The 26,224-nt window shown below is 60.8% G+C and carries 21 protein-coding genes and 1 pseudogene; 8 read left to right on the forward strand and 14 right to left on the reverse strand.

Translation table 11 applies throughout. The features are described 5' to 3' along the window. Positions 1-36: 36 nt before the first annotated feature. The 10 genes from ABD819_RS15955 to ispF all read right to left on the reverse strand — a co-directional run bounded on the left by ABD819_RS15955 (position 37) and on the right by ispF (position 12,532). Positions 37-3,549, reverse strand: a complete 3,513-nt coding sequence (locus ABD819_RS15955) for a beta strand repeat-containing protein (protein WP_345125855.1) — start codon at positions 3,547-3,549, stop codon at positions 37-39. 186 nt (positions 3,550-3,735) lie between these two features. Beyond that, positions 3,736-4,791: a hypothetical protein gene (locus ABD819_RS15960; protein WP_345125856.1), complete on the reverse strand. Its 1,056-nt coding sequence runs from the start codon at positions 4,789-4,791 to the stop codon at positions 3,736-3,738. A gap of 32 nt (positions 4,792-4,823) precedes the next feature. Then, the gene (locus tag ABD819_RS15965; RefSeq protein WP_345125857.1) at positions 4,824-5,852 is read right to left on the reverse strand and encodes a HipA domain-containing protein; all 1,029 of its coding nucleotides are present in this window, start codon (positions 5,850-5,852) and stop codon (positions 4,824-4,826) included. Further along, the gene (locus ABD819_RS15970) at positions 5,849-6,184 is read right to left on the reverse strand and encodes a HipA N-terminal domain-containing protein (RefSeq protein ID WP_345125858.1); all 336 of its coding nucleotides are present in this window, start codon (positions 6,182-6,184) and stop codon (positions 5,849-5,851) included. Before ABD819_RS15970 ends, ABD819_RS15965 begins: the two co-directional genes overlap by 4 nt. Then, positions 6,181-6,543 (reverse strand): helix-turn-helix domain-containing protein, encoded by a 363-nt coding sequence (locus tag ABD819_RS21565; protein ID WP_425554017.1) that lies wholly within the window; start codon positions 6,541-6,543, stop codon positions 6,181-6,183. Before ABD819_RS21565 ends, ABD819_RS15970 begins: the two co-directional genes overlap by 4 nt. Continuing rightward, positions 6,528-7,895 (reverse strand): LutB/LldF family L-lactate oxidation iron-sulfur protein, encoded by a 1,368-nt coding sequence (locus ABD819_RS15975; RefSeq protein ID WP_345125859.1) that lies wholly within the window; start codon positions 7,893-7,895, stop codon positions 6,528-6,530. The genes ABD819_RS21565 and ABD819_RS15975 overlap by 16 nt, the downstream gene beginning before the upstream one ends. A 43-nt stretch (positions 7,896-7,938) precedes the next feature. After that, on the reverse strand, positions 7,939-8,310 hold the full coding sequence (locus tag ABD819_RS15980) for a GxxExxY protein (RefSeq protein WP_345125860.1): 372 nt from the start codon (positions 8,308-8,310) through the stop codon (positions 7,939-7,941). 54 nt (positions 8,311-8,364) lie between these two features. After that, on the reverse strand, positions 8,365-10,053 hold the full coding sequence (locus tag ABD819_RS15985) for a M28 family peptidase (protein ID WP_345125861.1): 1,689 nt from the start codon (positions 10,051-10,053) through the stop codon (positions 8,365-8,367). A gap of 168 nt (positions 10,054-10,221) precedes the next feature. Further along, positions 10,222-11,895, reverse strand: a complete 1,674-nt coding sequence (locus tag ABD819_RS15990) for a M28 family peptidase (RefSeq protein WP_345125862.1) — start codon at positions 11,893-11,895, stop codon at positions 10,222-10,224. A 157-nt stretch (positions 11,896-12,052) separates the two neighbouring features. After that, positions 12,053-12,532, reverse strand: a complete 480-nt coding sequence (gene ispF / locus ABD819_RS15995; protein WP_345125863.1) for a 2-C-methyl-D-erythritol 2,4-cyclodiphosphate synthase — start codon at positions 12,530-12,532, stop codon at positions 12,053-12,055. Between the two features lie 332 nt (positions 12,533-12,864). Here ispF and ABD819_RS16000 point away from each other — a divergent pair, with 332 nt between their 5' ends. The 6 genes from ABD819_RS16000 to ABD819_RS16025 all read left to right on the forward strand — a co-directional run bounded on the left by ABD819_RS16000 (position 12,865) and on the right by ABD819_RS16025 (position 20,878). Continuing rightward, positions 12,865-13,479, forward strand: coding sequence for a TetR/AcrR family transcriptional regulator (locus ABD819_RS16000; RefSeq protein WP_345125864.1), 615 nt, complete (start codon positions 12,865-12,867; stop codon positions 13,477-13,479). A 49-nt stretch (positions 13,480-13,528) separates the two neighbouring features. Beyond that, positions 13,529-15,187 carry a TolC family protein gene (locus tag ABD819_RS16005; RefSeq protein WP_345125865.1) on the forward strand — a complete coding sequence of 553 codons (1,659 nt, stop codon included), beginning with the start codon at positions 13,529-13,531 and terminating at the stop codon, positions 15,185-15,187. 130 nt (positions 15,188-15,317) lie between these two features. Continuing rightward, the gene (locus tag ABD819_RS16010; protein WP_345125866.1) at positions 15,318-16,451 is read left to right on the forward strand and encodes an efflux RND transporter periplasmic adaptor subunit; all 1,134 of its coding nucleotides are present in this window, start codon (positions 15,318-15,320) and stop codon (positions 16,449-16,451) included. 53 nt (positions 16,452-16,504) lie between these two features. Next, on the forward strand, positions 16,505-16,876 hold the full coding sequence (locus ABD819_RS16015; protein ID WP_345125867.1) for a four helix bundle protein: 372 nt from the start codon (positions 16,505-16,507) through the stop codon (positions 16,874-16,876). Positions 16,877-16,955: 79 nt separating this feature from the next. Continuing rightward, complete coding sequence (locus ABD819_RS16020) at positions 16,956-20,492, forward strand: efflux RND transporter permease subunit (RefSeq protein ID WP_345125869.1); 3,537 nt, start codon at positions 16,956-16,958, stop codon at positions 20,490-20,492. 119 nt (positions 20,493-20,611) lie between these two features. Continuing rightward, a complete protein-coding gene (locus ABD819_RS16025; RefSeq protein ID WP_188561042.1) occupies positions 20,612-20,878 on the forward strand; it encodes an acyl carrier protein in 267 nt (88 codons plus the stop codon). A gap of 487 nt (positions 20,879-21,365) precedes the next feature. Here the strand turns inward: ABD819_RS16025 and ABD819_RS21570 are convergent. The 3 genes and pseudogenes from ABD819_RS21570 to ABD819_RS16040 all read right to left on the reverse strand — a co-directional run. Continuing rightward, positions 21,366-21,620 (reverse strand): annotated as a pseudogene (locus tag ABD819_RS21570) (YkvA family protein); the annotation flags it as partial. 362 nt (positions 21,621-21,982) lie between these two features. Next, complete coding sequence (locus tag ABD819_RS16035) at positions 21,983-23,140, reverse strand: trypsin-like peptidase domain-containing protein (RefSeq protein ID WP_345125870.1); 1,158 nt, start codon at positions 23,138-23,140, stop codon at positions 21,983-21,985. Positions 23,141-23,259: 119 nt separating this feature from the next. Further along, the gene (locus ABD819_RS16040; RefSeq protein WP_425554020.1) at positions 23,260-23,868 is read right to left on the reverse strand and encodes an RNA polymerase sigma factor; all 609 of its coding nucleotides are present in this window, start codon (positions 23,866-23,868) and stop codon (positions 23,260-23,262) included. A gap of 134 nt (positions 23,869-24,002) precedes the next feature. On the opposite strand from ABD819_RS16040, the gene ABD819_RS16045 reads away from it, so the two are divergent. After that, entirely contained in the window at positions 24,003-24,233 is a 231-nt protein-coding gene (locus tag ABD819_RS16045; protein WP_345125874.1) for a hypothetical protein, read from the forward strand. Between the two features lie 266 nt (positions 24,234-24,499). Here ABD819_RS16045 and ABD819_RS16050 read toward each other — a convergent pair whose 3' ends face one another. After that, complete coding sequence (locus ABD819_RS16050) at positions 24,500-25,540, reverse strand: 5-methylcytosine restriction system specificity protein McrC (protein ID WP_345125875.1); 1,041 nt, start codon at positions 25,538-25,540, stop codon at positions 24,500-24,502. 129 nt (positions 25,541-25,669) lie between these two features. On the opposite strand from ABD819_RS16050, the gene ABD819_RS16055 reads away from it, so the two are divergent. Beyond that, positions 25,670-26,101: a hypothetical protein gene (locus tag ABD819_RS16055; RefSeq protein WP_345125876.1), complete on the forward strand. Its 432-nt coding sequence runs from the start codon at positions 25,670-25,672 to the stop codon at positions 26,099-26,101. The last annotated feature ends 123 nt before the right edge of the window (positions 26,102-26,224 follow it).

Consider the following 26,224-nt stretch of genomic DNA (forward strand, 5'->3'; position numbering starts at 1 on the left):
CTGCTGTTACGCACCAGCCCCGCTGCGTACCAGCAGTTACTTCCTGATAGCCTTGAAGTGATGAAGCTGACCATCGAGTAGCAGCTGCCCGAAATAGGTGCCGGCCGGCAGGCCCGCCAGCCCGGCCACGGGTAGCCGGTTGGGCCCCGCCGCCACCTCCAGCCAACGCGTGAGTACCACCCGGCCCACAGCATCAAACAAGGTGAGCGGGGCTGCCTGGGCGGTGCGGGCCTCAGCAGCTATCAGCAGCTCTCCTTCAAAGGGGTTGGGCACCGCGCCCACGGCAAGCGTCGTTTCCGGTCCGAAGGCCACGGTGCGGACCGGCGAAAAGCTGGCCCTGCCGTCGGTATCTACTTGGCGCAGGCGGTAGTAACGCAGTCCGGTTTTGCCGGCCTCGCGGTCGGTGTAGGCGTAGCGGTGAGGGGTGCTGCTGCTGCCGGCCCCGGCCCCGGCCACGAAGGCCAATGCCTGGAACGTGCGGCCATCGGCGCTGGCCTGCACCTCGAAGCCGCGGTTGTTCTGCTCGCTGGCCGTGGCCCAGGTCAGGGCCGCGGTGCTGCCCTGGCGGGTGGCTTCAAAAGCGGTGAGCTCCACGGGCAGGGGGGCGGCGGTGCGGGTGAAAGTGCCTTCGTCGGCACCCAGGTCGGGAAGAACGGCGTTGCGCGTGTCGCCGTCGAAGTCGTCGGCGATACCGGCCACGGGCCGCCCCCGGCTCTCTACCTGGGTAGCCACGGTGGGGTCAATTTTCAGGAAGCTGGCTGAAGAGCCGATGGTGCTGAGAAAGGGCGGGTTCTCGGTGAGGGAGTTCGCCTCGCGCGGGGCCAGCAGCAGCTTGTACGCCGCCAGGTCCTGGGCGGTCACGGTGCCGTCGGTGAAAATGACGTTGGTGGCCGACGGTGTGCCGGCCCAGTACAGGTTGCGGTCGGTGGTGGCGGCAAAGTTGGCGTTGGTGGTGTTCGCACCGTTGCGGCGCAGGGCCGCCGTCGTGCCCGTGCCATTGGCTGTTGATAAATTGACTATTAGGTTATTGCGCAAGTCGGCCACCGGCGCGGCAGCGCCCACCAGCATGCCCGACGTGCCAAAGTTGGTGCCCGTGCTGCCGGCGTTCAGGTACACGGTATTGAAGTACACGTTGGCCGCCGTGCCGCCGGTCAGGCTCAGGCCGTTCACGGCGTTGGACGCGTTGGCGGCCGGGGCCCGGAAGTCGCCCAGCAGGTTGTTGGCGTAAGTGAACGTGCCGCCGCCGGTTTGGGCAATGCCGGTGGCCGCGCCGCCGGCACCGGCCGCGCTCAGGTCGTATATTTTATTGCGGGCAATGCTGGTGCCGGTGCCGCCGCCGCCCAGCAGGTAAATACCGGTAACGGTGCCGCTGTTGGTGCCCGCGATGCTGAGCGCGCCCACGGTGTTCCGGGTAAAGGTTTGGGGAGACGCGGAGCCGGGGCTGGTGCTGATGCCGCGCACCTCGTTGGCCGTGCCGGTGCCGGGGCCCGCCACGCTCAGGCCGGTTATCGTGTTGCTGGTCAGTGTTTCCGAACTGGGCGTGCCGTTCTGGAAGTAGCCGTACACACTGGCGGCATCCGTGTTGTTGGGAATGGTGTTGTTGGCGATGGTATTAGCGTTGAACGTCACCGCGCCGCTGTTGACGTTGGCGCTGAACAAAGTGCCGCTGGTAGCCGTGATTTGGTTGCCGGTTATCTGGTTGCTGCTCACCACGACCGGCGTGGTAACAGGAGTGGCGTTGGCTACTTGAATGCCGTAGAACTGCCCCGCCCCGCTTTTCGTGTTGTTCGTTATCTGGTTCGAGGCTATGGTAACAGCTGATGCGTTGACGCCCGTTCGGGAAATGCCATAAACGATGCCTGTGGTAGCGGTGCTATTGCCCGTGACCTGGTTGCCGCTAATGGTAACCGTTTGCGGTGAGGTCGGGTTGCTGCTGGCATCCAGAATCCAGGTCACGGCATTTGTGTTGACACCGCTCAGCAGGGAGTTCTGGACGGTGTTGCCGGTAATCGTGACACTCCCCAGCGCTGACCCGCCATTCTGCCGGATGCCATACACCGGCCCCGTCGTGGCCGATGTGATGCGGACCGTGTTGTTGCTGATAACTAGGCTGCCCAGCACGCCCGCTGCATTGCTCGACCCACACGAAATGCCATGCAGGATGGTGTTGCCAGTGGTGCCGGTGGGAATAACAATATCGTTTTTCTCTATCCGCAGGTCCTGCTGAAAATCAGCCTTAATCCCATGCACGGTTGCCGCCACGGTGCCGCCAATGTCGGAGATAGTGTTGCCCAGCGTGGAGCCTATTTTATTGCCAAGGTCTGGCAGGGCACTGGTCCCGCCCAGCAACGAAATGCCCCAATAGCTATTGGTAATCGTGTTGCCGTCGAATTCGTTGCCGGAGTTGCTCCCCGATGCGGTAGCCCCGGCACTCTGAGCAACGGCGCTGATGTTTTCGTTGGTGCCGTAGATGCCGACGGTGTTGCTGTTCGTCTTGTTCAGCGTCACGGCGCAGTTGCGGATGATGTTGCTCTGGCAGCCGTCGGTGGGCGAGGCGCGGAACAGCGCGTAGCCGTATTCTATCTTTTGGGCGTTGGTGCCGCCCGCGCTGTTGGTGTCGCTCACGTCAATGCCGTTGAAGGTAATGAAATCGGCCCCGCTCAGCTTAATAACAGCATCCTGAGTGCCGCCGCCGGCATTGGTCAGGGGCCGCACCACGGGCCGCACATTGGCACCGGCGGCGGTAGAGTTGTCGCGCTGAAACGTGACGCGGGCGGCGGCGCTGGTGCCGGTCACGGCGTTCAGCTGCACGTTGTTTTCGGGGTAAATGGTGTTGTCGCGCACGTTGAATGTGGTGCCGCAGGCAATGCCTGCCGCATTCAGCGAATTGAATGCCGTGCCAAACGAAGTGAAGTTGGTGGCGCTGGCATCGAGGGAGTTATCCACGGTGTAGGTGCCGCACAGCGGGCTGCCCGTGAAGCCGAACGTGGCCACGAAGTTATTGCCGCCGTTGCTGTCGAACCGGTCGCCCTCGTTGGTGCTGGCCCGCCAGAATACCTCCACCACGTAGGTGCCCTGCTGGGTGAGCCCGGCCGAGAGGTTAATGTTGGCCCCCGTCAGCGACCACAGCTGGTCGCCCGGCGCGGCGAGGTTGGCCCCGAAGGGAAGGTTCACCGCCGTGTAGGCCGGCGAGGCGCTGCCCCGGGTGGTGCTGCCCAGCAGGTACACGCGGTAAAACAGCGTAGCGCCGGTAACGTCGCTGGTCCCATTCTTAAAGGTGCGGACTTCCGCGCCTTCCAGAATCAGGCCGGGGTTGCCCGGCGAATAGCCTTTCAGCCCCAGCACGGCCCCTTCAAACGCGGGCGTGGCGAAGGCATTGGCGTTGCCTGCCCGAACGAAGTTGGCCACCGTGACGGCGGTATGAAAAATGCCGGTTGTGGCCCCGGCCCGCTGGCTGCCAACGATAATCAGCAGTCCCAGAATCAGCATCAAGCGTTGGTGCGCGCCGCGTGCCGCAGCTTTCAGTGTAGAAAGTAACGAATTGGGCATAGTCAAGTGGAGTAAGCGGACAAGCAAAGGGAGTCAAAACAAGTAAGCAAGGGTAAGACATCTTGATTTCGCAATAAGGAAATCTTGCCAAACTATAAAGTTCGTGCGCCGCCGGGCTTAAAGCAAATAAGCCGGACAATTGCCGGCTTATCTGGTCATCTGATGCTTGCCTCACGGGGGCGGGCGCTACGCCAATTTCAGGCCCGGGGCCATCGTCAGGCGGGCCAGAAAATCGAGGGCGCTGGCGTAGCGGCTGCGCAGCTCCTGGTACTGCTGCCAGGCCCCGGCGCGGTCCTCGAACAGGGTCAGGCCCTGCGCCTCCAGCTCGGCACAGGCCAGGTCGAAGTCGGCCCGGCCGGGGTCGGGGGCATCCTCGTTGGGGAGCAGGTCAACCGGCTTGGTGCCGGCCCGGTCATCAAAAAAGCGGTATATCCGGTTCAGGGCCAGGCAGCCAGCCTTGAAGGTGATTTGGGTCTGGCGGGGCCGGGGGCCGTCCACGGCACTGAACAGCAGCGCGGCCGTGTCCAAAATCAGCCCGCAGCTCGTGACCCAGGAGCGCCCCGGCTGCGGCGACCGGAAAAAGGACAGAATCGGCAGCGAGGTGTGGCTTTCCTCGATTTCCACAAACCAACGCTCCCATTCGGCCCACTGCTGGTCGTCGTTCTGCACCGAGCCGTCGTGGTTGAGCCAGCCCAGCAGGCAGGCGGCCGTGGGGGGCGTGCCGGCCCGTAGCTCCAGCAGGGCCACCGTCACCTCGCGCCGCGAAAACGCCTGGTAGATGGTGGGCAGGTAGGAGAGTAGCAGGGTGAGCAGCAGCAGGCCCAGCGTGGCTTCGGAGTAGGCCAGGACCGTTGCGGCGGCCATGACACTGTCGACGGTGCCCAGCGTGAGCAACGAGCTGCCGCTCAGCTGGTAGCAGTGCAGCCAGTTGCCTTCGCCCACCGCCCAGTACATGCCGGTGTAGCCCAGGCTCACCAGGGCTTCCCACACCACGGGCAGCGCCACCAGCGCCACCGGGGCGTAGTGGGCCATAATCCGGTCGCGCCGCTCGTAGGAGTTGGCCCTCTTCGCGGCCGCATCAAAAACAGTCCGAATGCTCATGAATACCCACACGTTCATGCGCACCACCTCATTGCGGGGCAGCACGAACGAGCGAATAGCCGCCGACAACGTGGTGATGACCAATACCATCCCGCCCAGGCCGGTGATTATGCGCAGAAATAGAAGCAGGTAGGGATGCATGACGCTCTCAAACGCAAAAAACTGGGCGGCGGCTATTTAGCCCCCGCCAGCGAGTAGCGCAGGCGCTGCCGGCGGCTGGCCAGCGTGTTGGCATACTGCTCGCGCAGCTCCGCCGGGAGCAGGGATTTTTCCAGCAAGTTCTCAATGGCGGGCTCGTGGCTCACGATATCGGCCAGCAGGCGGCGCACCCGGCTGGGCGGCAGGCCGATGCGAATACCAAGCTCCAGAAAATCATCGTAGGCCAGGAAGCCGTTGGCCGCGAAGCTGGCCGTTTCGTAGCCATCGGCAAACAAGTCGAGGGCCAGGCCGTTGCCGTCGCTTACGTGCAGGGCGGTGTTCAGCAGGTCGTAGGCGGGTGTGAGGTGGTACTCGCCGGTTTCGGGCCGGCGGTGCAGCGAGTAGTTCTTCAGGTGCGCGTCGCCGTTGGAGACGAGGTAGTTGAAGAGGGTGAGGCGGAAGAAGAGCGTCGCCTCGGGCAGGTAATGCGTGGGCAGGTATTTTTTCAGAAGCACACCTATTTCTTCGTAGCTGAAATCGTATTTGTAGTTGGGGCCGTGTTCCTGCTCGGTACGCTGGCTTAGCTGGGCAAAGTCCTCCTGGGCCAGTCGCAATCCGTCGGGCCGTACGTCGAAACGACGGGTCAGGTAGGCGGGGCTGCCATCGGCCATTTGCAGCAGGGCACACGCCGCCGTGGGCAGCTTAAATACCTGCCGGGCCAGCTGCATAGTAAAATGCTCGTTGGCGGGCACACTTTGTACAGCCCCAAAATTGGCAGGCGGCACGGGTTTCAGGAGGTAAGTACCACCGCGTACCACTAGTTCCAGGCGGCCGGGCTCGTCGGCGCTGCGGGCAAGCGAGAATTTTTCCTGCACGCCCGAAATGGATATTTGCCGGGTGAGCCGTTGAAAATTTTCGACTTCTGCCATCGTTGCCTGGGCCGGTGAGGCAAAAGTCAGGCGGTTGCTCACGGGCGCACCGTCGAATAGCTCCGTCCGGCAAGGGGGGCAGAAGTCCCCATCCGTCTTTCGCAGCTTGCGCAGGCAGCTGGCACAGTAGCTCATGTCAGGTCTTCGGGAATCGCCCGCACCGTAACCGCGCCGATTGTTTCGGAATGGGCCGTCATCAGGAGTCGGGTGAAATAATCTTTTTCGTCCAGGTGCAGCGTGCGGCATTGCAAGTCCTTAGCCGTGCCTTCGGCAAGCAAACCAGCAAAAAAAGCAAACAGCCCCGGCGCTACGAAAGAAGCCTGTTGTTTCGGCAGCGTGAGGCTGATGGGCGGATGCGCCGACAGCAGGTAGTCCGGATGGTAGCGAAAAACAAAGCCAGTGCTGGTTTGGCGCAAGGTTCCGGCTACAATGCCGTTGTACAATACTTCCCCAACGGTGTTTTTCATACGCTGGGTTTGAAGTCGATTGTGAGGCCCAAAACTTGCGTTAACTGGCTCAATGACCGAATGCCAATGTTACCCCGGCCACTTTCGAGGTCGCGGATAGTTCGGACCGAGACGTGTCCTAACTCAGCCAATTCCTCTTGGGTGAGACCTGCTCGTTCGCGACTGACACGAATAGTATTGCCAATTTTTTGCAAAGTTTTCGTCAATTTTTCGCAAAGTTTTTTGCAAAATGAGACGGCAATATATTGCCTGTTTTGAACAAATAAAAGCCAGGAAATATTATTTTTCAAATAAATGGGCAATATATTGCCGCTGGCAGGGCCATGTTGAATATGGTCCAGCGTTACCGCGCCTGCCACAGCTCCCGGAACGACTGCCCCGCGACGTGCAGACTTTCGCGCCGCTTGCTCCAGCCCACCTGGCCCAGCAGTTGGCCCAGGCTCCAGTCTTTAATCGCGGCGGGCAGCACATCGAGCGCCCAGCGGTGTTGCATGCTCCACTTCCAGAGGCCGATAGCGGCGCGCTCCTCCATCGGCGCATAGCCCTCGCGCACGCTTTGCTGGCGGTTGAGCAGCAGGAGGCTGTGCAACGGAATGCGCACCGGGCACACGCTGGTGCAGGCCCCGCACAGACTGCTGGCGTAGCTGAGGTGCTTATGCTCGGGCAGGCCGCCCAGGTGCGGGCTGATAACCGAGCCGATGGGGCCGGAATAGGTGGTTTCGTAGGTGTGCCCGCCGATGTTCTTGTAGACCGGGCACACGTTCAGGCAGGCCCCGCAACGGATGCAACGCAGGGCGGCGCGCTTGTCGGGCTGGGCCAGCAGGTTGGTGCGGCCGTTGTCGAGCAGGATGACCACCATTTCCTCCGGCCCATCGACCTCGCCGGGCTGGCGCGGCCCGAAATACACCGTATTATAAACGGTGACCTGCTGGCCCGTTCCGCTGGTGCTGAGCAGCGGCCAGAACAGGTCCAAATCCGTCAGCTTCGGAATGACTTTCTCGATGCCGACCACGGCGATGTGCAGCTTGGGGAAGGTGGCCGAAAGGCGGGCGTTGCCCTCGTTCTCCGTCACGGCCACCGCGCCCGCGTCGGCAATCAGGAAGTTGCCGCCGGTCACGCCCACTTCGGCGGCGGTGTACTTATTGCGCAGCAGGTGCCGGGCCGTGAGCACCAGTTCCTGGGCATCATCGGTCGATTTCGTGCCCAGGTGCTTCACGAAGATGTCGTTGATGTCGGCCTTGCTCAGGTGCATGGCGGGCGTCACGATGTGGTAGGGCCGCTCGCCGTTCAGCTGCACGATGTACTCGCCCAGGTCAGTTTCGACCGACTCAATACCCTGCGTGGCGAGGTACTCGTTGAGGTGGATTTCCTCGGTGGTCATGCTCTTGGCCTTCACCACGGTCTTGGTATTGCGGGCCTTGGTGAGCTTCCCGATTTCGGCCAGCGCCTCGGCCGTGTCGCGGGCCCAAATCACCCGCCCGCCCCGCGCCGTGAAGGCCGCTTCGAACTGCAGCAGGTACTCGTCCAGCTTTTCGAGTACGGCGGCCTTGAGGTAGGCCCCGCGGTCGCGCGCCAGCTCGTGCTGGTCATACAGCTTCATACCGGTGCTCACGGCCGCGTCATACTTGCCGATGTTGAACCGGATTTTGCGGCGGTGCTCGCGGTCGAAGGCTTTCGTTTCCGCGTCTTTGAGGAATTGTTCGGCTTTCATTTTCGCACAGAGTTAAAGGGAGGGAAAAGGAGTTTTAAGGAGGCTAATTGACCAGGCGGACAATCTGGTCCTTTAGGGAAACGGTATTGAAGTTAAGCAACAGGCCTACTCTCAGGCCAGACAGCTTTAAATAGTTGAGCAGCTGCTTGGAATGCACGGGAGCCAGCGCTTCCACCGATTTCAGCTCAAGAATAACCAGGGTCTCCACAATCATATCGGCCCGGAATGCCACATCTAGCCTGATGCCATCAAACATTGCCGGCACCTCTACCTGCGTCGCTACACGCAGCCCGGCTTTGCGCAACTCGTGCGTCAGCGCGGCTTCGTACACCGATTCCAGCAAGCCCGGTCCCATCACGGAGTGTACCCGAAACGCCGCACTCAAAACCCGGCCAGTCAGCGCCTCCAGTTCCATAAAAACTCTTTTTAAACTCCTTTTTCCTCGTTTTAAACTCCGTGCGAAACACGCTCAGGGCTTATTAGAATCAACCACAATACGCTGCTCCCGGTTGGCCAGCTCCCAGGCCGTGTGGAACACCAGCTGGGCCCGCTCTGCTAATTTATCGAATTCTATTTTATCCACGTCATCGGTGGCCTTGTGGTAGTCGGCGTGCTCGCCGGTGGTATAGAAGATAACCGGGATTTTGCGCCGGGCGAAGTTGTAGTGGTCCGAACGGTAGTAAATATGCTCGGGCTCGCCGGGCACGTTGAAGCGGTAGTCCAGCTCCAGGTGCGTGTAGTCGCGGTTGGCCGCCTCGTTGATGCGGTGCAGGTCCGACGACAGCTTATCCGAGCCCACCACGCACACGTAATGCTTGCGGCTACCGTGCTTGCGGTCGGTGCGGCCCACCATGTCAATGTTGAGGTCGGCAATGGTGTTGGCCAGCGGCAGCACCGGGTGCGCCGTGTAGTATTCGGAGCCAAACAGGCCTTCCTCTTCCGCCGTCATGGCGATGAACAGGATGCTGCGGCGCGGGCCGTGCCCGTCCTTCTTGGCCTGGGCAAAGGCCTGTGCAATTTCCAGCAGCGCCACCGTGCCCGAGCCGTCGTCGTCGGCCCCGTTATAAATCGTGTCGTGCTTCACGCCCAAATGGTCGTAGTGGGCCGATACCACCAGCACCTCGTCCTTCTTGTCGCTGCCCTCCAGAAAGCCCAGCACGTTTTCGGTGATGAGCTGCTCCTGCGGCTGCGGCAGAAAGATAGTGCCGGCCGGAGCCCGAAAGCCCGCCGGTACCGGCCGACCGGCCCGGCCCAAAGCGCGGGCGTAGTCCAGCAGGCCATTGATGGTGGTGCCGGCCAGCTGCAGCCCCAGCTCTTCCGAGGTGAAATAGATGCCAATGCCGGGCGGTACGGTTTCGCCCACGGTGTCAATCACGGCCGGGCCGGGGTCGGGGAGGGAGAAGGCGGGCTCACGCAGGGACGTGGCCAGCTGCTGGGCCTGCTTCCGAAAAGCCGCCGTGGGGGCAAACGTCATCAGGAAAATGCTACGCGCCCCCCGGGCCTTGGCCAGCGCCGCCTTGCGCAGGCCCGATTCCCAGTAGTCGGCCGAGCGGCCGTTGGTTTTCAGGAGCTTGCGGCCGCGCTCGTCCTGGGGCTCGCCCATGATGGCCACCACGTCCTTGCCCTGCACATCAAGCCCGGCATAGTCGGAATACGCCCCCTGCTCCACCCCAAAGCCCACGAACACCGGCTGCAACGCCGTTTCAGCGCGAAAGGGCGAAGTCATGGGGCCATAGCCGAAAAAGTCGCTCAGATACTCGTAGCGCTGGCCGTTGGCCTTCAGGTAGCCGCCGTCGGCGTGGGTGCCCCGCGTGAGCTGGAAGTGCTGCAAATACGGGTTGTCGCTGCCCGATACGGGGCCCTGCAGCCCCAGCTCACTCAGTTGTTTCACCAGGTATTCGGCCGCCAGCTTCTGGCCCGGCTGCCCGGCCTCGCGCCCCTGAAACGCATCCGAGGCCACGATGGTCAGGTGCTGGCGCAGCTCGGCGGGCGTGATGGAGGCCGCGTAAGTGCGCGGCAAGTCGGGGATGGCCGGGGTGGTAGAGGCGGCTGCCGGGCTGCCTTTGGTTTTGATTTTTAGCTTGCCGGGGGCTTGCTGCGCCGCGGTGGGTAGCCCGCTGGCCAGGGCCAGGAGCCCGCACAACACAAGGATTTTCATAGAGGAAAAGATGGTACGAGTGCTACAAAATGGTAAAATAAAACAAGAACGTCATGCTGAGCGCAGCCGAAGCATCTCGCGTGGGTTAGTAAACCAATCGATTGAGTTACTACCACACGCGAGATGCTTCGGCTGCGCTCAGCATGACGTTCGACTGAGCGTTACCAGTTACGGTTTGTTCGAGTCAACCACAATGCGGCCGTCGCGGTTGGCCAGCTCCCAAGCTAGGTGAAACACCAAGCGGGCCCGCTTCTCCATCTTCGGAAACTCGATTTTCTCGATTTCGTCACTCTCCTTGTGGTAGTCGGCGTGCACGCCGTTGAAGAAAAAGGCCACGGGTATTTTGTTCACCGCGAAGTTGTAGTGGTCGGAGCGGTAGTAGAAGCGGTTCGGGTCGGCGGGGTCGTCGAAGCGGTGGTCCAGGTCGAGCTGGGTGTATTGCTTGTTCTGCGCCTCGGTAATCACCTTCAGCTCCGAAGCCAGCTTGTCGGAGCCAATAACGTACACATAATCAGGCTTGCCCTCGTGCTCCACGTCGGTGCGCCCAATCATGTCCACGTTCAGGTCAACCATCGTTTTGGTCAGCGGAAACACCGGGTGCTTCGCGTAATACTCCGAGCCAAACAGGCCCTTCTCCTCGCCCGTCACGCTCAGGAAGAGCAGGCTGCGGCGCGGGCCGTGGCCCTCTTTCTTGGCCTTAGCAAACGCCTCCGCCATCGTGACAATCGCCGACGTGCCCGAGCCATCGTCATCGGCCCCGTTGAACACCTCGCCGTCGTGCATGCCCAGGTGGTCGTGGTGCGCCGAAATCACGATGACGTCATCCTTCATATCCGTGCCCTCGATGAAGCCCAGCGCGTTTTCGGTTTCCACCGGCACGCGCTTGCGGATGGCCTGTATCTGCATCGGCACCACCGTGAACGTGGACGGCACCGGCTGCTTGGTGCTGCTGATTTTGGATAGATACGCCTGAATGGCGGCATCGGTGGTGCCCAGCGCGGCCAGGCCCACGGCCGGCGACACGAAGAACGAGGGCGTGCGGCTGGGCTTATCGGCAACCTTATCGGCCACCATCATCGTGGCCGGGCGCGTGATGAACGGCGTGAGGCGCGCCGCCTGCTTGGCAAAGTTGCTGGTGGGGTTGAAGCTCACGAAGAACACCGAGCGGGCGCCTTTCTGGGTGGCCAGCTGGGCTTTGGCGCGGTAGTCGTTGCCCCATTTGGTGGGCGAGCCGTCGGCGCTCAGCACCGCCTTGCCCTCTGAGGTGGTGGGTTCGCCGAGGGCAATAAGCAGGTCTTTGTCCTTCACGTCGAGGCCGGCGTAGTCCGAGTAGCCGGGCTGCTCGATGCCGTAGCCCACAAATAGGGGCTTGACGGTGGTTTCCTCCGCGAAAGGCGAGTCGCTCAAGCCGTAGAAATCCGTGAGCCAGGCGTAGCTGGTGCTGCCCACTTTCAGGGTTGCGCCGTCGGCCCAGGTCACCTGCTCCACGTTGAAGCGCTGCTGGTAGGGGTCTTTGGAATTAGGCACCGGGCCCGTCAGGCCGGCATTTTTGAACTGCTCAGCTACGTAAGTGGCGGCCATGTGCTGGCCCTTCATGCCGGTTTCGCGGCCTTCGTACTCATCCGAGGCCAGCACTGCCAGGTGGGTGCGCAGCCGCTCGGCGTTCACCTGCTCGGCGTATTTCACGCTCCAGTCGGTGCGGGTGGCGGCAGTTTTGGTCTTGGTTTTGGCCGCCTTGACGGTCGGGCTGTTTTTGACTTTAACTTTTGTCTTACTCTGGGCGTGGGCCGGGGCCGCGCTGGCCAGGGCCAGCAGGGCAATAAGAAGGGTTTTGTTGGTCATCAGTAAGAAACGGGTGGGAGTCGAAATATTTTTTGATGAAAACGGTCATGCTGAGCGCAGTCGAAGCATCTCTACCGCTTCGTTGCACCAGCATGTATATAGTTACGCGGTAGAGATGCTTCGGCTCCGCTCAGCATGACGTTCCGGTAATTGTCAGTTAAGCACGGGTAATGAGCACGCTGGCATAAGCCGCTACGCCTTCTTCCCGGCCCACAAAACCCAGCTTTTCGGTGGTGGTTGCTTTGATGGAGATGTCGTCTTCGGCAATGCCCATCACGGCGGCCAGCACGCGCTGCATTTCGGCAATGTGCGGGTTCACCTTGGGCCGCTCCAGGCAAATGGTCGAGTCGATGTTGCCCACCTCGTAGCCCTTGGCCCGGAGCAGGCGCATCACCTCGCTCAGCAGGCGCTTCGAGTCGATGCCCTTGTACTGCGGGTCGGTGTCGGGGAAGTGAAAGCCGATGTCGCGCAGGTTGGCCGCGCCCAGCAGCGCATCGCAGATAACGTGGATGAGCACGTCGGCATCGGAGTGGCCGAGCGCGCCGTGCGTGTGGGGCACCAGAATGCCGCCAAGCCAGAAAGGCAGCCCTTCGCGGAGCTGGTGAACGTCGTAGCCGAAGCCAGTGCGGATTTTCATAAAATCAGAATTGAAGCAGGCCGCCAACCGGGCCGCTGCAAAAGTACCCGGCCGGGAGTTGTTTGGCCGCAAGTAGCCCGGAGGCTTGTTCACAATTAAATAATGCGATTATTGAATGCAATTCAACTAAAATTATTAGCTTTGTGTTACTACTAAAATTAGTTAGTTATGCGGCTGTCAGCTTGCTTTTTTTCGGGAAACAATAAAGTAATCGGGGGCGGAGTGCGTCGGGCAGAGGCGAAAAGTGCCTTGACTGGCTGGGAGCGACAAAAATTAATAACGGAAACTTTAAGAACAGTAAAAGTTTCCGTTGTATCTTTGCACCCTTAGTTATGGAAATCAAAGACCGAATCCTTCAGCACGCGCAAACGCTTTTCCTGCGCAACGGCATCAAAAGCGTGAGTATGGACGACATCGCCGCCGATATGGCCATGTCGAAAAAGACCCTTTACAAGTGGTTTGAAAACAAAGACCAGATTGTGCTGGCCGTGATGGGCCAGCACCTGGACAAGGTGCAGGGCGAGTGCGCCACCGTGGCGGGCCAGGCCACCAACGCGGTGGAAGAGATGCTCAACATCTCGCAATGGGCCGACCAGCAGTTTAGCGGCATTCACCCCAGCATCTTCCACGACCTGAAGAAGTACCACCCAGCTGCCTGGGGGTTGTTTGGGGCGCATAAAAACACCTTTATCCTTAGTCAGATATCTCAGAATCTGCGCCGTGGCATGGCCGAGGGCCTGTTTCGCCCCGACCTCGACGTGGAGGTACTGGCCCGCCTCAGTCTGGCCCAGATTGAGTTGGCCTTCGACCAGGAGCTGTACCCGCCCGCGCAGTTCGAGCCCGTGCGGGTCAACCGCGTTTTCGACGAGCATTTTCTGCTGGGCGTGGCCACCCTCAAGGGCCACAAACTCATCAACGATTACCGGCACGTAACCGAAGCCGAATAACCCCGCCCCCCGCTTACCACCCCGCTTACCCGTTTCCTTTTTTGCTGTTATGAAGATGCTGTTTCGAACCAGATTCCTACTGGTGGCCGCCCTTAGTGCGGCCGTACCCCAGGCGCTGCTTGCCCAAAGCTCGCCCTCGGCGCTGCCGGCCGCCCCGCCCACCACGGGCACCATGCCCCTGAGCCTGCGGCAGGCCATCGGCTACGCGGTGCAGAACAAGCCGGCCCTGCTGGCCACCCGCCTGGGCGAGGCCACGGCCCGCGCCAAAGTCGGTGAAATCAAGAGCGCCGGCCTGCCGCAGGTGAACGTGGGCGCCACGTTGGCCGACAACTTTAAGCTGCAAAAAAACCTGGTGAGCTTTCCGGCCACCCAAACCCTGCTCACCCAGAGCGACCTGAACGCCGCCACCACCGGGCAGCAGGCGGTGCTGGGCACCCAGCAGCTGGCCCTGCCGCCCCAGGCGTTTGCCTTCGGCCTGCAGTACGCCGGCAACGCCAGCGCCTCGGTGTCGCAGCTGCTCTTTGATGGCGCGTATCTTATTGGTTTGAAGGCGGCTAAGGTATATGAGCAGCTGGCCCAGAAGCAGACCCAGCAGGCCGAAATCGACGTGGTGGAGCAGGTGAGCAAGGCGTACTACAGCACGCTGGTAGCCCGCTCGCGCCTCGCCCTGCTGGCCCGCAACGTGCAGCGCCTCGACACGGTACTCTTCCAGACCAACGAGACCTTTAAGGCGGGTTTCGCCGAAAAGCTGGACGTGGACCGCCTGCGCGTGCAGCGCAACAACCTGGTGGTGGAGCAGCAGAAAGCCCAGCGCCTCACCGAGTTGAGCGTGGCGCTGCTCAAGTTTCAGATGGGCCTGCCGCAGCAGCAGGGCATCCGCCTCACCGACTCCCTCGGCGCGGCCGTGGTGGATGCCGGCGCGCTGCGCCAGCGCCTCGGCGCGGCCGACTTTGTGAATGGCGGCGCGGGCGTAGGGGCTGTGCCTACCGCGCCCACCCCGCCCGGCCAAGACAACACTGCCGCACAGAGCCGGCTCGACCAGCAGGCGGCCCTCTCGGGTGGCCAGCCCACGGCCGCCCGGGGCGCGCTGAACTACAATAACCGCATCGAATTCTCGACTCTGGAAACCCAGCAGGCCCTGGCCGGGCTGGACCTGCGCAACCGGCAGGCCGGCGCGTACCCGCGCCTGCTGCTCACGGGCGCTTATGGTTTCACGGGCTCATCCCAGTCGGCGGGCGACTTGTTTGCCTTCCGGGGGCCCGACTCGCGCAATGGCAGCGGCTTTGCCAACCAGAACTGGTTCGGCTTCGGGAACGTGGGCCTGACCTTGCAGGTGCCGGTGTTCGATGGCTTCCGCCGCAAGTTTCTGGTGCAGCAGAGCCGCCTGCAGCAGCAAGGCATCGAGCGCGGCTTCGAAACGCTCAAGCAGAGCATTGACCTGCAGGATGCCCAGAGCCGCACGGCCCTGACGAATGCCCTCGACGTGCTCGACAACCAGCAGGCCAACCTCACTTTGGCCACCGACGTGGCCCGGGTCACGCGCATCAAGTTCAACGCCGGTGTGGGCTCCAACCTGGAAGTGATTTCGGCCGAAACCGACCTGCGCTCGGCCCAGACCAACTACTACGGCGCCATTTACGACGTGCTGGTAGCCAAGGTGGACCGTGACAAAGCCACCGGCGAGCTGTTCAATCAGGTTAAAAAGTAACTATCTGTCATCCTGAGCTTGCGAAGGACCTTATCATGTCCGCGCCGCTCAGCAACATTCATTCACTTGTGCTGGCGTGATAGGATGCTTCGCTCCGCTCAGCATGACAAGACAAAACACCCGCTTACCCATGCGCTTTTATTCAACTCAACCCGCCGCCCTCCTCCTCGCTGGCACCCTGCTGCTCGCCTCCTGCGGCGGTTCGAACAAAGACCCCAAAGCCGAAATCGCTAGGCTCAAGAAGGAGCAGGCCGCGAACCAGGCCAAGATTGCTGAGCTGGAAGCCAAAACCGGCGGCCCGGCTACCGTCGCGGCCACGCCCGTTTCGGTGATGAATGCCAAACCCGAGAGCTTCAAAAGCTACCTCGAAGTGCAGGGCCGGGTCGATTTCGACCAAAATGCCACCGTCGGTTCCCGCGCCGCTGGCACGCTCACCAGCCTGCGCGTGCAGCGCGGCGACCGCGTGGGCAAAGGCCAGGTGCTGGCCACCGTCGATGCCAGCATCCTCGATGCCAGCATGGCCGAGCTGCGCACCCGCATGGACCTGGCCCGGGTGGTCTACGAGAAGCAGAAAGGCCTGTGGGACCAGCAGATTGGCACCGAAATTCAGTACCTGCAAGCCAAGAACAACTACCAGGCCCTGCAGCGCAACCTGGCCACGCTCAATCAGCAAAAGGCCCTCTACAACGTAGTGGCCCCCTTTTCGGGCACCGTGGATGAGGTGCTGCCCAAGCTGGGCGAACTGACGGCCCCCGGCGCGCCGGTGGTGCGCCTGACCAGCGGCACGGGCGGCAAAATCCTGGCCGATGTGAGCGAAGCCTATGGCAACAGCATCAAGGCCGGCGACCAAGCCGTGGTCACCATTCCGGATTTGGGCGACAAAGAGCTGCCCGCCACCGTGCGCGTGGTGAGCCGCTCCATCAATGCCACCAGCCGCACGTTCACGGTGGAGCTGCGCCTGAAAAACAGCAAAACCGCCGACCTGCGCCCCAACATGGTGGCCACGGTGCGCATCCTAAACTACAACCAGGCCAACGCCACGGTTATCCCGGTCGACCTCGTGCAGCGCGATGAGCTGAACAGCTACGTGTTTATCGTGGGCCAGGAGGGCGGCAAGTCCGTCGCCAAGAAGCGCATCATCAAAACCGGCAACACTTACAACGGCAAGGTGGAAGTGACCAGCGGCCTCACCGCCACCGACCAGATTATCTCGGGCGGCTACCAGAACCTCAACGAAGGCCAATCTGTAGCTGTTAGCCTATAGCTATTAGCTGTTAGCTTTTGGAATGAATCCGCTTGTTGAACAGCTAGGAAATAATGAAAAACTACAAGGAACTGAAAGTATGGCAACGAGGACTGGAGGTAGTGGCTGCGACCTACGAACTGGTGCGCCAACTGCCGCGTGAGGAAACGTATGGTTTACGCAGCCAGATGACTCGAGCCGCCGTTTCCATTTCATCCAACATCGCGGAGGGCAGCAGCCGCTCTAGTGAGAAGGAATACCGCCACTTCCTTGAAATCGCCCTCGGTTCCTGTTTCGAATTGGATACTCAGCTTATGGTCGCCATCAAGGTTGGATTGATTACGCTGCCTCCGGAAAGCCAACTGCCAGACTTGCTGGAAGAAGAGATAAAAATGCTCCACGGTTTCATTGCACGTCTTTCTCTACCAAAAGCCAACAGCGCATAACTGATAAGCTACCACCTAAAAGTCACTGTTCTAAAAAAGGCTAACAGCTAACAGCTGTCAGCTAAAAGCTAAAAATGCCATGCAGGACGCAGAAAAAGAATTCGGCCCGACCAGTTGGTCCATCAACAACAAAACCAGCATTTACATCATCACGGTGATTCTGTGCCTGGTGGGGATTTTTGCCTACATCAAGCTGGGCAAGGAGAAATTCCCGGACATCGTGATTCCGCGCATCATCGTGGCCACGGTGTATCCCGGCACCTCGCCGGCCGACATCGAGAACCTGGTGACGCGCCAGCTCGAAAAGGAGATTAAGGGCGTGAACGGGGTGAAGAAAATCAACTCGACCTCCAACCAGGACTATTGCATTGTCGACGTGGAGTTTAACTCCAACGTGGACGTGCAGTACGCCAAGCAGCTCATCAAGGACGCCGTGGACAAGGCCGCCACCGAGCTGCCCAACGACCTGCCCGCCGCGCCCACGGTGAAGGAAATCAATATCTCGGAGCAGCCCATCATGTACGTCAACCTGGCCGGCAACCTGCCTTCGGCTCAGTTGAAGAAATTTGCCGACGACTTCCAGGACAAGATTGAGGCCCTGCCCGAAATCACCCGCGTCGACATCATCGGGGCGCTGGAGCAGCAGGTGAACGTGGACGTGGACCTGAACAAGCTGCGCGCCTCGCGCCTGGGTTTCAACGACATCACCGCCGCCATCGGCCGCGAAAACATCACCATCTCGGGCGGCACCATCGACGTGGGCGAGCAGAAGCGCGCCGTGCGCGTGGCCGGCCAGTACGTGCGCGCCGCCGACATTGCCGATATCCAGGTGAAAAATCTGAACGGAGCAGCCGTGCGCCTCGGCGACATTGCCACCGTGACGGACGGCTTCAAGGACCGCGAAAGCTATGCCCGCCTCGACGGCAAGCCCGCCATCACCCTGAACGTGGTGAAGCGCCAGGGCGAAAACCTGATTGACGCTTCGGATAAAATCAAGCAGATTATCACCGAATCCAAGGCCAACCTGCCCAAGGAGCTCACCATCACCGTAACCGGCGACACCTCGAACGATACCCGCGTCACGCTCAACGACCTTATTAACACCATCATCATCGGCTTCCTGCTGGTAACCTTGATTCTGATGTTCTTCATGGGCACCACCAACGCCCTGTTCGTGGGCTTGTCGGTGCCGCTGTCCATGTTCCTGGCCTTCGTGATGCTGCCCCTGTTCGGGTTCACCCTGAACATGATTGTGCTCTTCGCCTTCCTGCTGGCCCTGGGCATCGTGGTCGATGATGCCATCGTGGTAATCGAAAACACCCACCGCCTGCTGCACGAGCACCCCAACCTGACCACGCCCAAAGCCGCCAAGTTCGCGGCCGGCGAGGTATTCGTGCCCGTGCTGGCCGGCACGCTCACCACGGTAGCGCCGTTCGTGCCGCTGCTGTTCTGGCCGGGTATCGTGGGCTCGTTCATGTACTACCTGCCGGTTACGCTCATCCTCACGCTGCTGTCGTCGCTCATCGTGGCGTTTATCATGAACCCGGTATTTGCCGTGAGCTTCATGCAGCGCGACGAGCACCTCGACCACGCGGATAAGCCCAAGCTCACGCGCGGCTTCCTACTGTGGACAGGCGGGTTTGTGGCGTTGGCCTTGGTATTTCACCTGGCTGCCATTGGTTCCGCAAACGCTGGGGTACCGGTCGCACCTGGGGTTTCAGTTGGTAGTGGTGCTGGTTCATCCGCCCCTGGATTTTTCCAGACTAACGGCCATTTTCTCGGTAACCTGTTCCTGGTCGTCATCGTGTTTGTATGGCTGAATAAATTCGTGTTCGTCTACATGATTGCCGCGTTCCAGAGCAATCTGCTACCCCGCTTCCAGAATGGCTACGCCAACCTGGTGCGCACCGTGACCGGCGGCACGCTCTGGCGGCAGGGGGCCATTCTGCTGGGCATGGTGGTACTGTTCATCCTCTCCTTCGTGGCCGTGGCCATTCGCAAGCCCCAGGTAGCCTTCTTCCCCAAGGGCGACCCCAAGTTCGTGTACACCTACCTGAAAATGCCGGTGGGCACCCGCGTCGAGTTGACTGACTCGATAACCAAGGTGCTGGAAAACCGCATTTATACGGTCATCGGCCGCAACAACCCCGACGTGGAATCGGTGATTAGCAACGTGGCCATTGGGGCCGGCGACCCCGCCGAAGCCACCGCCCAGGGCGTGTCGCAGTCGCACATGGGCAAGGTGGGCGTGGCTTTCAAAGAGTTTAGCGAGCGCGAAGGCCAGGCCACCCACATCTACATGGACAGCATTCGGGAGGTGGTGAAGGGCATTCCCGGGGCCGAAATCTCGGTCGACCAGGAAGCCAGCGGCCCGCCCACGGGCAAGGAAATCGCCATTGAAGTAGCCGGCGACGACTACGTGGCCCTGGCCCAGCTCTCGAAGAAGGTCATTCGCTACGTCGACTCCCTCAAAATCGGCGGTGTCGAGCAGCTGCGCTCCAACCTGGAAGACCGCAACCCCGAAATCTCGGTCAACATCAACCGCACCCGCGCCAACCGTGAGGGCATCAGCACTGCCCAGATTGGCTCCGAAGTCCGCACCGCCATCTACGGCACCGAGGCCAGCAAATTCAAGACCGACGACGACGAGTACCCCATTCAGGTGCGCTACGCCGCGCCCTACCGCAACGACGTGGATGCCATCATCAACGCGCCGCTCACCTTCCGCGACGCCACCGGGGCCGTACGTCAGGTGCCCATCAGCTCGGTGGCCGATGTGACCTACAGCACCACCTACGGCGGCATCAAGCGCAAAGACACCAAGCGCGTCATCACCATTTCTTCCAACGTCCTCACCGGCTACACCGGCCCCGACGTGGTGCGCAACATTCAGACGGCCCTCAAGGCCTTCCCCACGCCGCCCGGCTACGTCATTGGCATGGGCGGGGCCCAGGAAAATCAGAAGGAAACCTCCGACTTTCTGCCCCTGGCCGGCCTCGGCGCCCTGGGGTTGATTTTCCTGATTCTCGTTACCCAGTTCAACTCGTTCAGCAAGCCGCTCATCATTCTGTCGGAGGTGCTGTTCTCCATCGCCGGGGTGCTGTTCGGTCTGGCCATCACGGGCATGAATATCAGCATCGTGATGACGGGCGTGGGCATCATCGCCCTGGCCGGTATCGTGGTAAAAAACGGTATTTTGCTGGTCGAATTCACCGACATGCTGCGCTCCCAGGGCATGCCGCTGCGCGAGGCCATCGTGCTGGCCGGCCGCACCCGCCTCAACCCGGTTGTGCTCACGGCCACGGCCGCCATCCTGGGCCTCATCCCGCTGGCCATTGGCCTGAACATCGATTTCTACGAGCTGTTCAACTCCGGCAACCCGCACTTTTTCATCGGCGGCGAGTCGGTCGTATTCTGGGGCCCGCTGGCCTGGACCATCATTTTCGGCCTCAGCTTCGCCACGATTGTCACGTTGGTAGTGGTGCCGGTGATGTATCTGCTGAGCGAAACGCTGAAGGCAAAAATCACCGGAAAAAATCCCGATGACCTTGCAACCATTTCTGAGGAGGTGGACTCTGAAGAAGTACAGGCGGCAACGCCGCCTGTACTAGCCTAACAATTTTTGCGTTGTTGGCGCCCGTCGGACGGCTTTCGTTGCAGCGAAACCTCCGGCGGGCGCCTCCGCAGCACCGTAGGGGCTAGCCACCGCCTCATCCTCTTTTTTTGCAGCCTATTATGTACGTATCCACTATTAGCCCCGCCCACACGCCCACTATCGAGCAGCAGGTATTTCGCATTATCAGCAAGCGCAAAGCCATTCGGGCCAGCCGCGTGCGCAAAACCGCCAGCCTCTCCCGCGACCTCCGCTTCGACACCGTCGACGTGGTCGACATTATTCTCGAGCTGGAGCGCAGCTTCAGCATCACCATCCCCGACGAAGTTCCCCTCTATACCGTGGGCGATTTCGTGCGCTTCGTGCGCGACCACGCCGCCGCCGCGTAGCATCGAGTAACACGGGCCTCAGCCCGCTGATAAGTTGGAGTGTTAAGCCACCAAAAAGCCCCGCAGCTAACCAGCTGCGGGGCTTTTTGGTATTCAGTTGAGGTTGCGCTTAGCGCACGTTGCCGCCGGTATCGGTGGCGGAAGTGCCGCGCTCGCGGCTGCTGTCCGTCGTGTTGGCGGCAAGGTCCGTGGTGCCGGCGTGTTTGGCCGATTCCGGAGCCGGCCGCGGCGTGGCAGCGGCCGGGTCGTTGGAGTGCGAAAGCTTGGCGGCGGGGGCCATAGCAGCCTGCTCGTCTAGAGCATCGGCTGCGTGCTTGGCTTCATTGCTGGCCGAGGCCGTGGCCGTAGCGGCGGCACTGGCGGCCGTGGCGTGGGCTTCTTTATCGGAAGAGGCATAGGCCCCGGCCGATGGAACTTCGGTCGGGCGGGTAGTTTCCCATTCCTGAAATTTGTCCATCTCGCCCTTCAGCGTGGTCGAAAACCAGGCCACCAGGGCCACGTCATCGAGCAGGCCCAGCACCGGAATAAAGTCCGGAATCAGGTCAATCGGGCTCAGAAAGTAGATGAGCACGGCCACGGCAGCCGCTATCGTGGTGCCGGGTACGCCCGTGTAGTCACCGGCCATCGATGATTTGATGAGCCGGAACATGGTTTGCAGCGTCTCCCAGGCCTCGTGGGCCAGGGTGCCAACGTCATTTTTGTCGCTGGCCTTCTTGTAGGCGTCCGTCAGCAGCGTTTTCATGCGCGTGGGCTGGCGGATATAGCCTTCGGCCGTGCCCAGAAATTTCTTGAAGATGGCCGAACCGGCAACGTCATTGCTGGAAGGCGGGGTTTGTTGATTTTGAGCCACGGAATGCGAAATTAAGGGAGTGCGAAAAGAGGAAAAGGCCAGTACATCGACCTTGGGCTAAATACTGATTTCAGGCACTCAAGGTTGTTAAAGTGCGGTGATTAGCCAAACCAAACAGCCAATTAACGTCCACTAATCTGAAGATGGGTAACTGAAGCGGCAAATAACAAAAGACAAGGCCTGCTTCACCAGGAAACAGGCCTTCATTAGTAGCGTAAGCAAATGATGGAATGGCCCGGTGTACGAGCCGTCGGCTATTCAAACACCTTCACTACAAATACGAAATCCTGCAGTTTTTTCAGCTGCTGGGGCCGTCCGCTACCGGCCAGCTGCCCGAAGCGGGGCAGGTGGTACGGGGCTTCCGGCTTGGCCGCGTCCAGCGAATCCACCAGGCGCACCAGGTACGATGACTTGGTAGCAAAGGCCGCGCTCTGCGCGTCGTTCTGGCGGCCGCTCACCACGCCAATCAGGTTGCCGCGCTCGTCCAGCAGCGGGCCGCCGGAGTTGCCAGGGTTCACCGGAATGCTCACCTGGTAGAAGGCCGTATCGCCTTCGAAGCCCGAGCGGGCGCTCAGCGAGCCTTCGCCATATACTACGTCCTCACGCGGGTAGCCCAGCGTGAACACCCGCTCGCCCAGGTCGGCCTGGCCCGACTTGATGGCGTAGGGCAAGCGGCCGAAACCGGTGAATTTCTTATCGGTAATGCGCAGAATGGCCAGGTCGTGCTTCACGTCGGAATACACCGGCTCGGCGTGGTAGCGCTGCTGGTCGCGGCCTTCAATCAGCAAAGAGTCAGCCCCTTGAATGACGTGGTAGCTGGTCACGATGTAGCCTTCCGAAGTGAGCGCGAAGCCCGTGCCGCTGAATTTGCCGGTATTAACAGCCGGCGCGGCCGGCGGGCCCTGGGTAATAATGGTGCTCAGGGCTCGCTGGTTGCGCTTGAGCTTATCCATCTCGCGGCGCAACACGGTGTAGCCATACAGCGAGGGCTGTATCTTGGCATTGCGGTAAATATCCAGGCCCAGCAGCGTGGCAAACACGGCCATCACGGCCACCGAGGCGGCTACGCCCACCGTGGCACGGTGCCCACTCCAGAAATCGCGCAGCCGACGCTCGGTGCGCGAAATGCGCAGCATCGGGTTCACGGTGTGCGTGAGCGGGGTTTGAGTACTGATTTCCTCCGGGGCTTCGGCGGCCAGCATGGCCGTGTGCAGGGTGCGCAGCTGCTGGCGGGCCTGCTGGTGCTGGCCGTAGGCACGCAGCGTGCCGGTTAGTTCGGTGAAGTCGGCGTAGCGCAGGCTCAGGGCCGGGTCGGCGGCCAGGCGCGCCTCCAGGTTGGCACGCGCCGGGCCGGCCAGCTCGCCCTGGGCGTAGGCTTCAAATAAGGCGTAGTAGTCAGCGTCAGTCATCATTCTCTTCGGTGAGCAGTTATCAGTTGACAGTTATCAGTTGACATTTATCAGTGAGCAGTCCCGTTTAGGCGAGCAATGCTAACTGTTCACTGATAACTATTAACTGCTAACCGATTCTCTCAAATAGGTTCTTCTTTATAGTGGGTAAAGAATAATTTTTTCAGGCGAACCAGGCACTTATATTTTTGATTCTTAGCATTGTCGGCGTTGGTGTAGCCGAATTCTGTCGTCAGGTCCTGCATCGATTTATCAAGCAGGTAGAAGCCTTCAATCAGCGAGCGGCAGGGCTCGCCGAGGTGCTGCAGGGCGTCGGCCATGGTGGCGAACCGGCGGTCCTGCTCTTCGGCGGCAAGCAGGTCTTCTTCGGCCCCGGTGTTGAGCAGGGAGCCGTGTTCCTCCTCATCGAGCAAGCGCACGCCGAAGCGGCTTTTGCTGGTCAGGCGCTTGAGCCACAGGCGGCGGCACACGGCGTAGAGGTAGGTTTTAATCTGGCAGGTGAGCTCGAGCGAACCGTCGCGCACCTTTTCATAAAACACCATCACACCTTCCTGGTACACGTCCTGGGCATCGTCTTCGGAGCCGCTGTTTTGCAGCACGAAATGCGATACCATGGGCCAGTGCAACCGGTAGAGCTGAGCCAGGGCTCGCTCATCGCCGCCACGAATGGCCGCAATCAGCGCGTCGTCGGTCGGAGGCAAAGAAGAGGAGGTTGAATTGCCTCTGCTCATTCACTTTGGGAGTTAATACAATTGCGGGGCACAAGTAACCCGGCAAATAAAGATTTTTTCGGCCGGGTTACCTTTTGGGTAAGCCGGCATAAAGGGCGTTTTTTAGTTAACCCATTTTCAAAATTACCCCCAAAATGAACAACCTGTTTAAAGTTGCTGCCCTGGGCCTGGCCCTGACCGCTGGTCTGTCGTCGTGCGAGTCGAAATCGACCGAAACCACTACCGTTGAGACTCCCGCTACTACCACCGAGACCTCGACCACTACGGTTGTAACCGACACCACCGCAATGGCTGCTCCTGCTGCTGATGGCACGATGGCTCCTGCCGCCACCACTACCACTACGACCGAAGAAGTTAAGAAGTAATTGGCCGCTGGCCTCGTGCCAGCCCAATCCTTTTTCTTAAGGCCAGAGAAGCCCGGATTTTCCTCGGAAAATCCGGGCTTTTTTGTGCCCATCGGTCATTGCGAGCACAGTAAAGCAACCCGTCCTGTTGTCAGCGACCAACCTCATAATGTGACAAGCCCTGTAGTGTGCGCTACTGGAGCCTAGCTGGACTTTGGTAGTCGCTTAAGGTAGTGTCAGGGTTTGACAGGACGGATTGCTTCGCTCTGCTCGCAATGACCGTACCCTCACGCAATCAAGCCCAGCAAATCGGCCGCTATACCTGGCCAGGGCTGGTGCAGGTTGAGCGTAACTACGCGCACTGGGTGTCCGCCGAGGGTGTAGCGCAGGTCTACTTCCTGGGTAGTAGCCGGATACAGGAGGATGCCCTCCAGGTTTTGCCCGGGGGCGGGCCGTTGGTTTTGGAGGTAGGCATAGAGCTGGTAGAGGTGCGGGGCGATGAGGCGCTGCCGGTCGTAGCGCGGGCGTAGTGCAGCGGCGTAATATTTCGTGTCGAGGATTATTTTACGGCCGGGGGCATCGAGCGTAATATCGGTGAGCATGGTAGGCAGCAGGGCCAGGTCCTCGGGCTGGCTGGCCTCGGCTTGCCAGGCAATGGTTTCGGCATAAACGCGGTAGAGCCGCTGCTCGCGGCGGAAGAAGTTGCGGGTGAACTGCTCAAACAGCCGCGCCATCAGCACCTCATCGCGTCGGAAATCGGTGAAGCGGTTCCGGCCACCGGCCGTGGGCTCGGGCAGCGCGGTTTGCCACACCAACTCGCAGACGTGCAACAGAAAGGCGGCCTGGGCATCGGGGCGCTGCCGGCGCAGCTCCCGAAAGGTGGCGGCCGTGGGCATTGCTGAAGGAATAGTGGTCAGCGCCGCCGGAAACCGCTGCCGCAGATGCCGCAACTCGCGGCGCAGGGCGGCCGGCAAATCGGCGGCCCCGGCCAGCCCGCCCAGGGTGTGAACCAACAGGCGCAACAAGGGCGAATCAGTACTCAGCTCATCAAAGGCACATACAGCGCGGCCACGTTCCAGCAAGCCCCGGCCCAGCGTTGGTGCCAACTCGATGCGGCCGCGCAGCTGCGCCAGCTCGGCCTCTTGGGCTACAAAGGTGCGCGGCAGGCCGGCTCGCAACAGCCGCCGGGTGCCGTGCAGCAGCACCTGCGCCAGCAGCCCCAGCGGCCGATGGAACGGCGCGGCCTCGCTGGCTTCGAGCACGGCCGGCTCGGGCAAGCGGTTCCAGGCGTAGCACAGGAAGTAGTATAGGGTGGGGAGGGGAATCACAATCTGTCAGGCCGATGCAGCAGTGCCACGTACGCAGCCCGGTAGCGGGCTGCAACAGGCTTGTTGCCGGGTCAACAATGTAGCTTTGTTTGTTATTATTACCGTTTGAATGAACGAAGACAATACCACATGAACATCAGCCTCTCCATGCTTTATTGCTGCCTCTTGCTGGGGGTGGTTGTCGGTTGTAAGCCAAGTAGTGAGGAAATAGTCTCGGTGCCCCTGCTGGAAGGAAATTGGCGTAATTACGGCACGGCGTATCAGTACTACAACGCATGGCACAAGCTCATTAGCCGCGACACTATGGGACATAAGTCGTTGGGCGGCATGGTCATCACAAGCACAGCCATTCACCTGTACCGGGACGGGGGAGAACCTATGGAGAATCCCTGGCCCTACCAGCGGTATGGTGACACCATCCGATTTACCGACGGGTACGGGTATTGGACCATCTTACAGCTCACCCCGAACCGACTCGTTACGCGGGTGGAAATGCCTTACCCTTTTGCTGATAAAACTGATACAGCCCGCCACGCCTTTATTAGTTACCACGTTCGATAACGAGCGCTGGCGGTGGTCTAATCGCAGGTGATGCGGTAGGAACGCGCCACGGCGCGTTCGCCGCCTGCGCCGGGTCGCCTCAGTTGTTCGAGGAGTGAACGCGCCATAGCGCGTTCCTACAAT

Source organism: Hymenobacter antarcticus, from assembly GCF_039539545.1.
In the GTDB taxonomy this organism is placed as follows: Bacteria; Bacteroidota; Bacteroidia; order Cytophagales; family Hymenobacteraceae; genus Hymenobacter; species Hymenobacter antarcticus.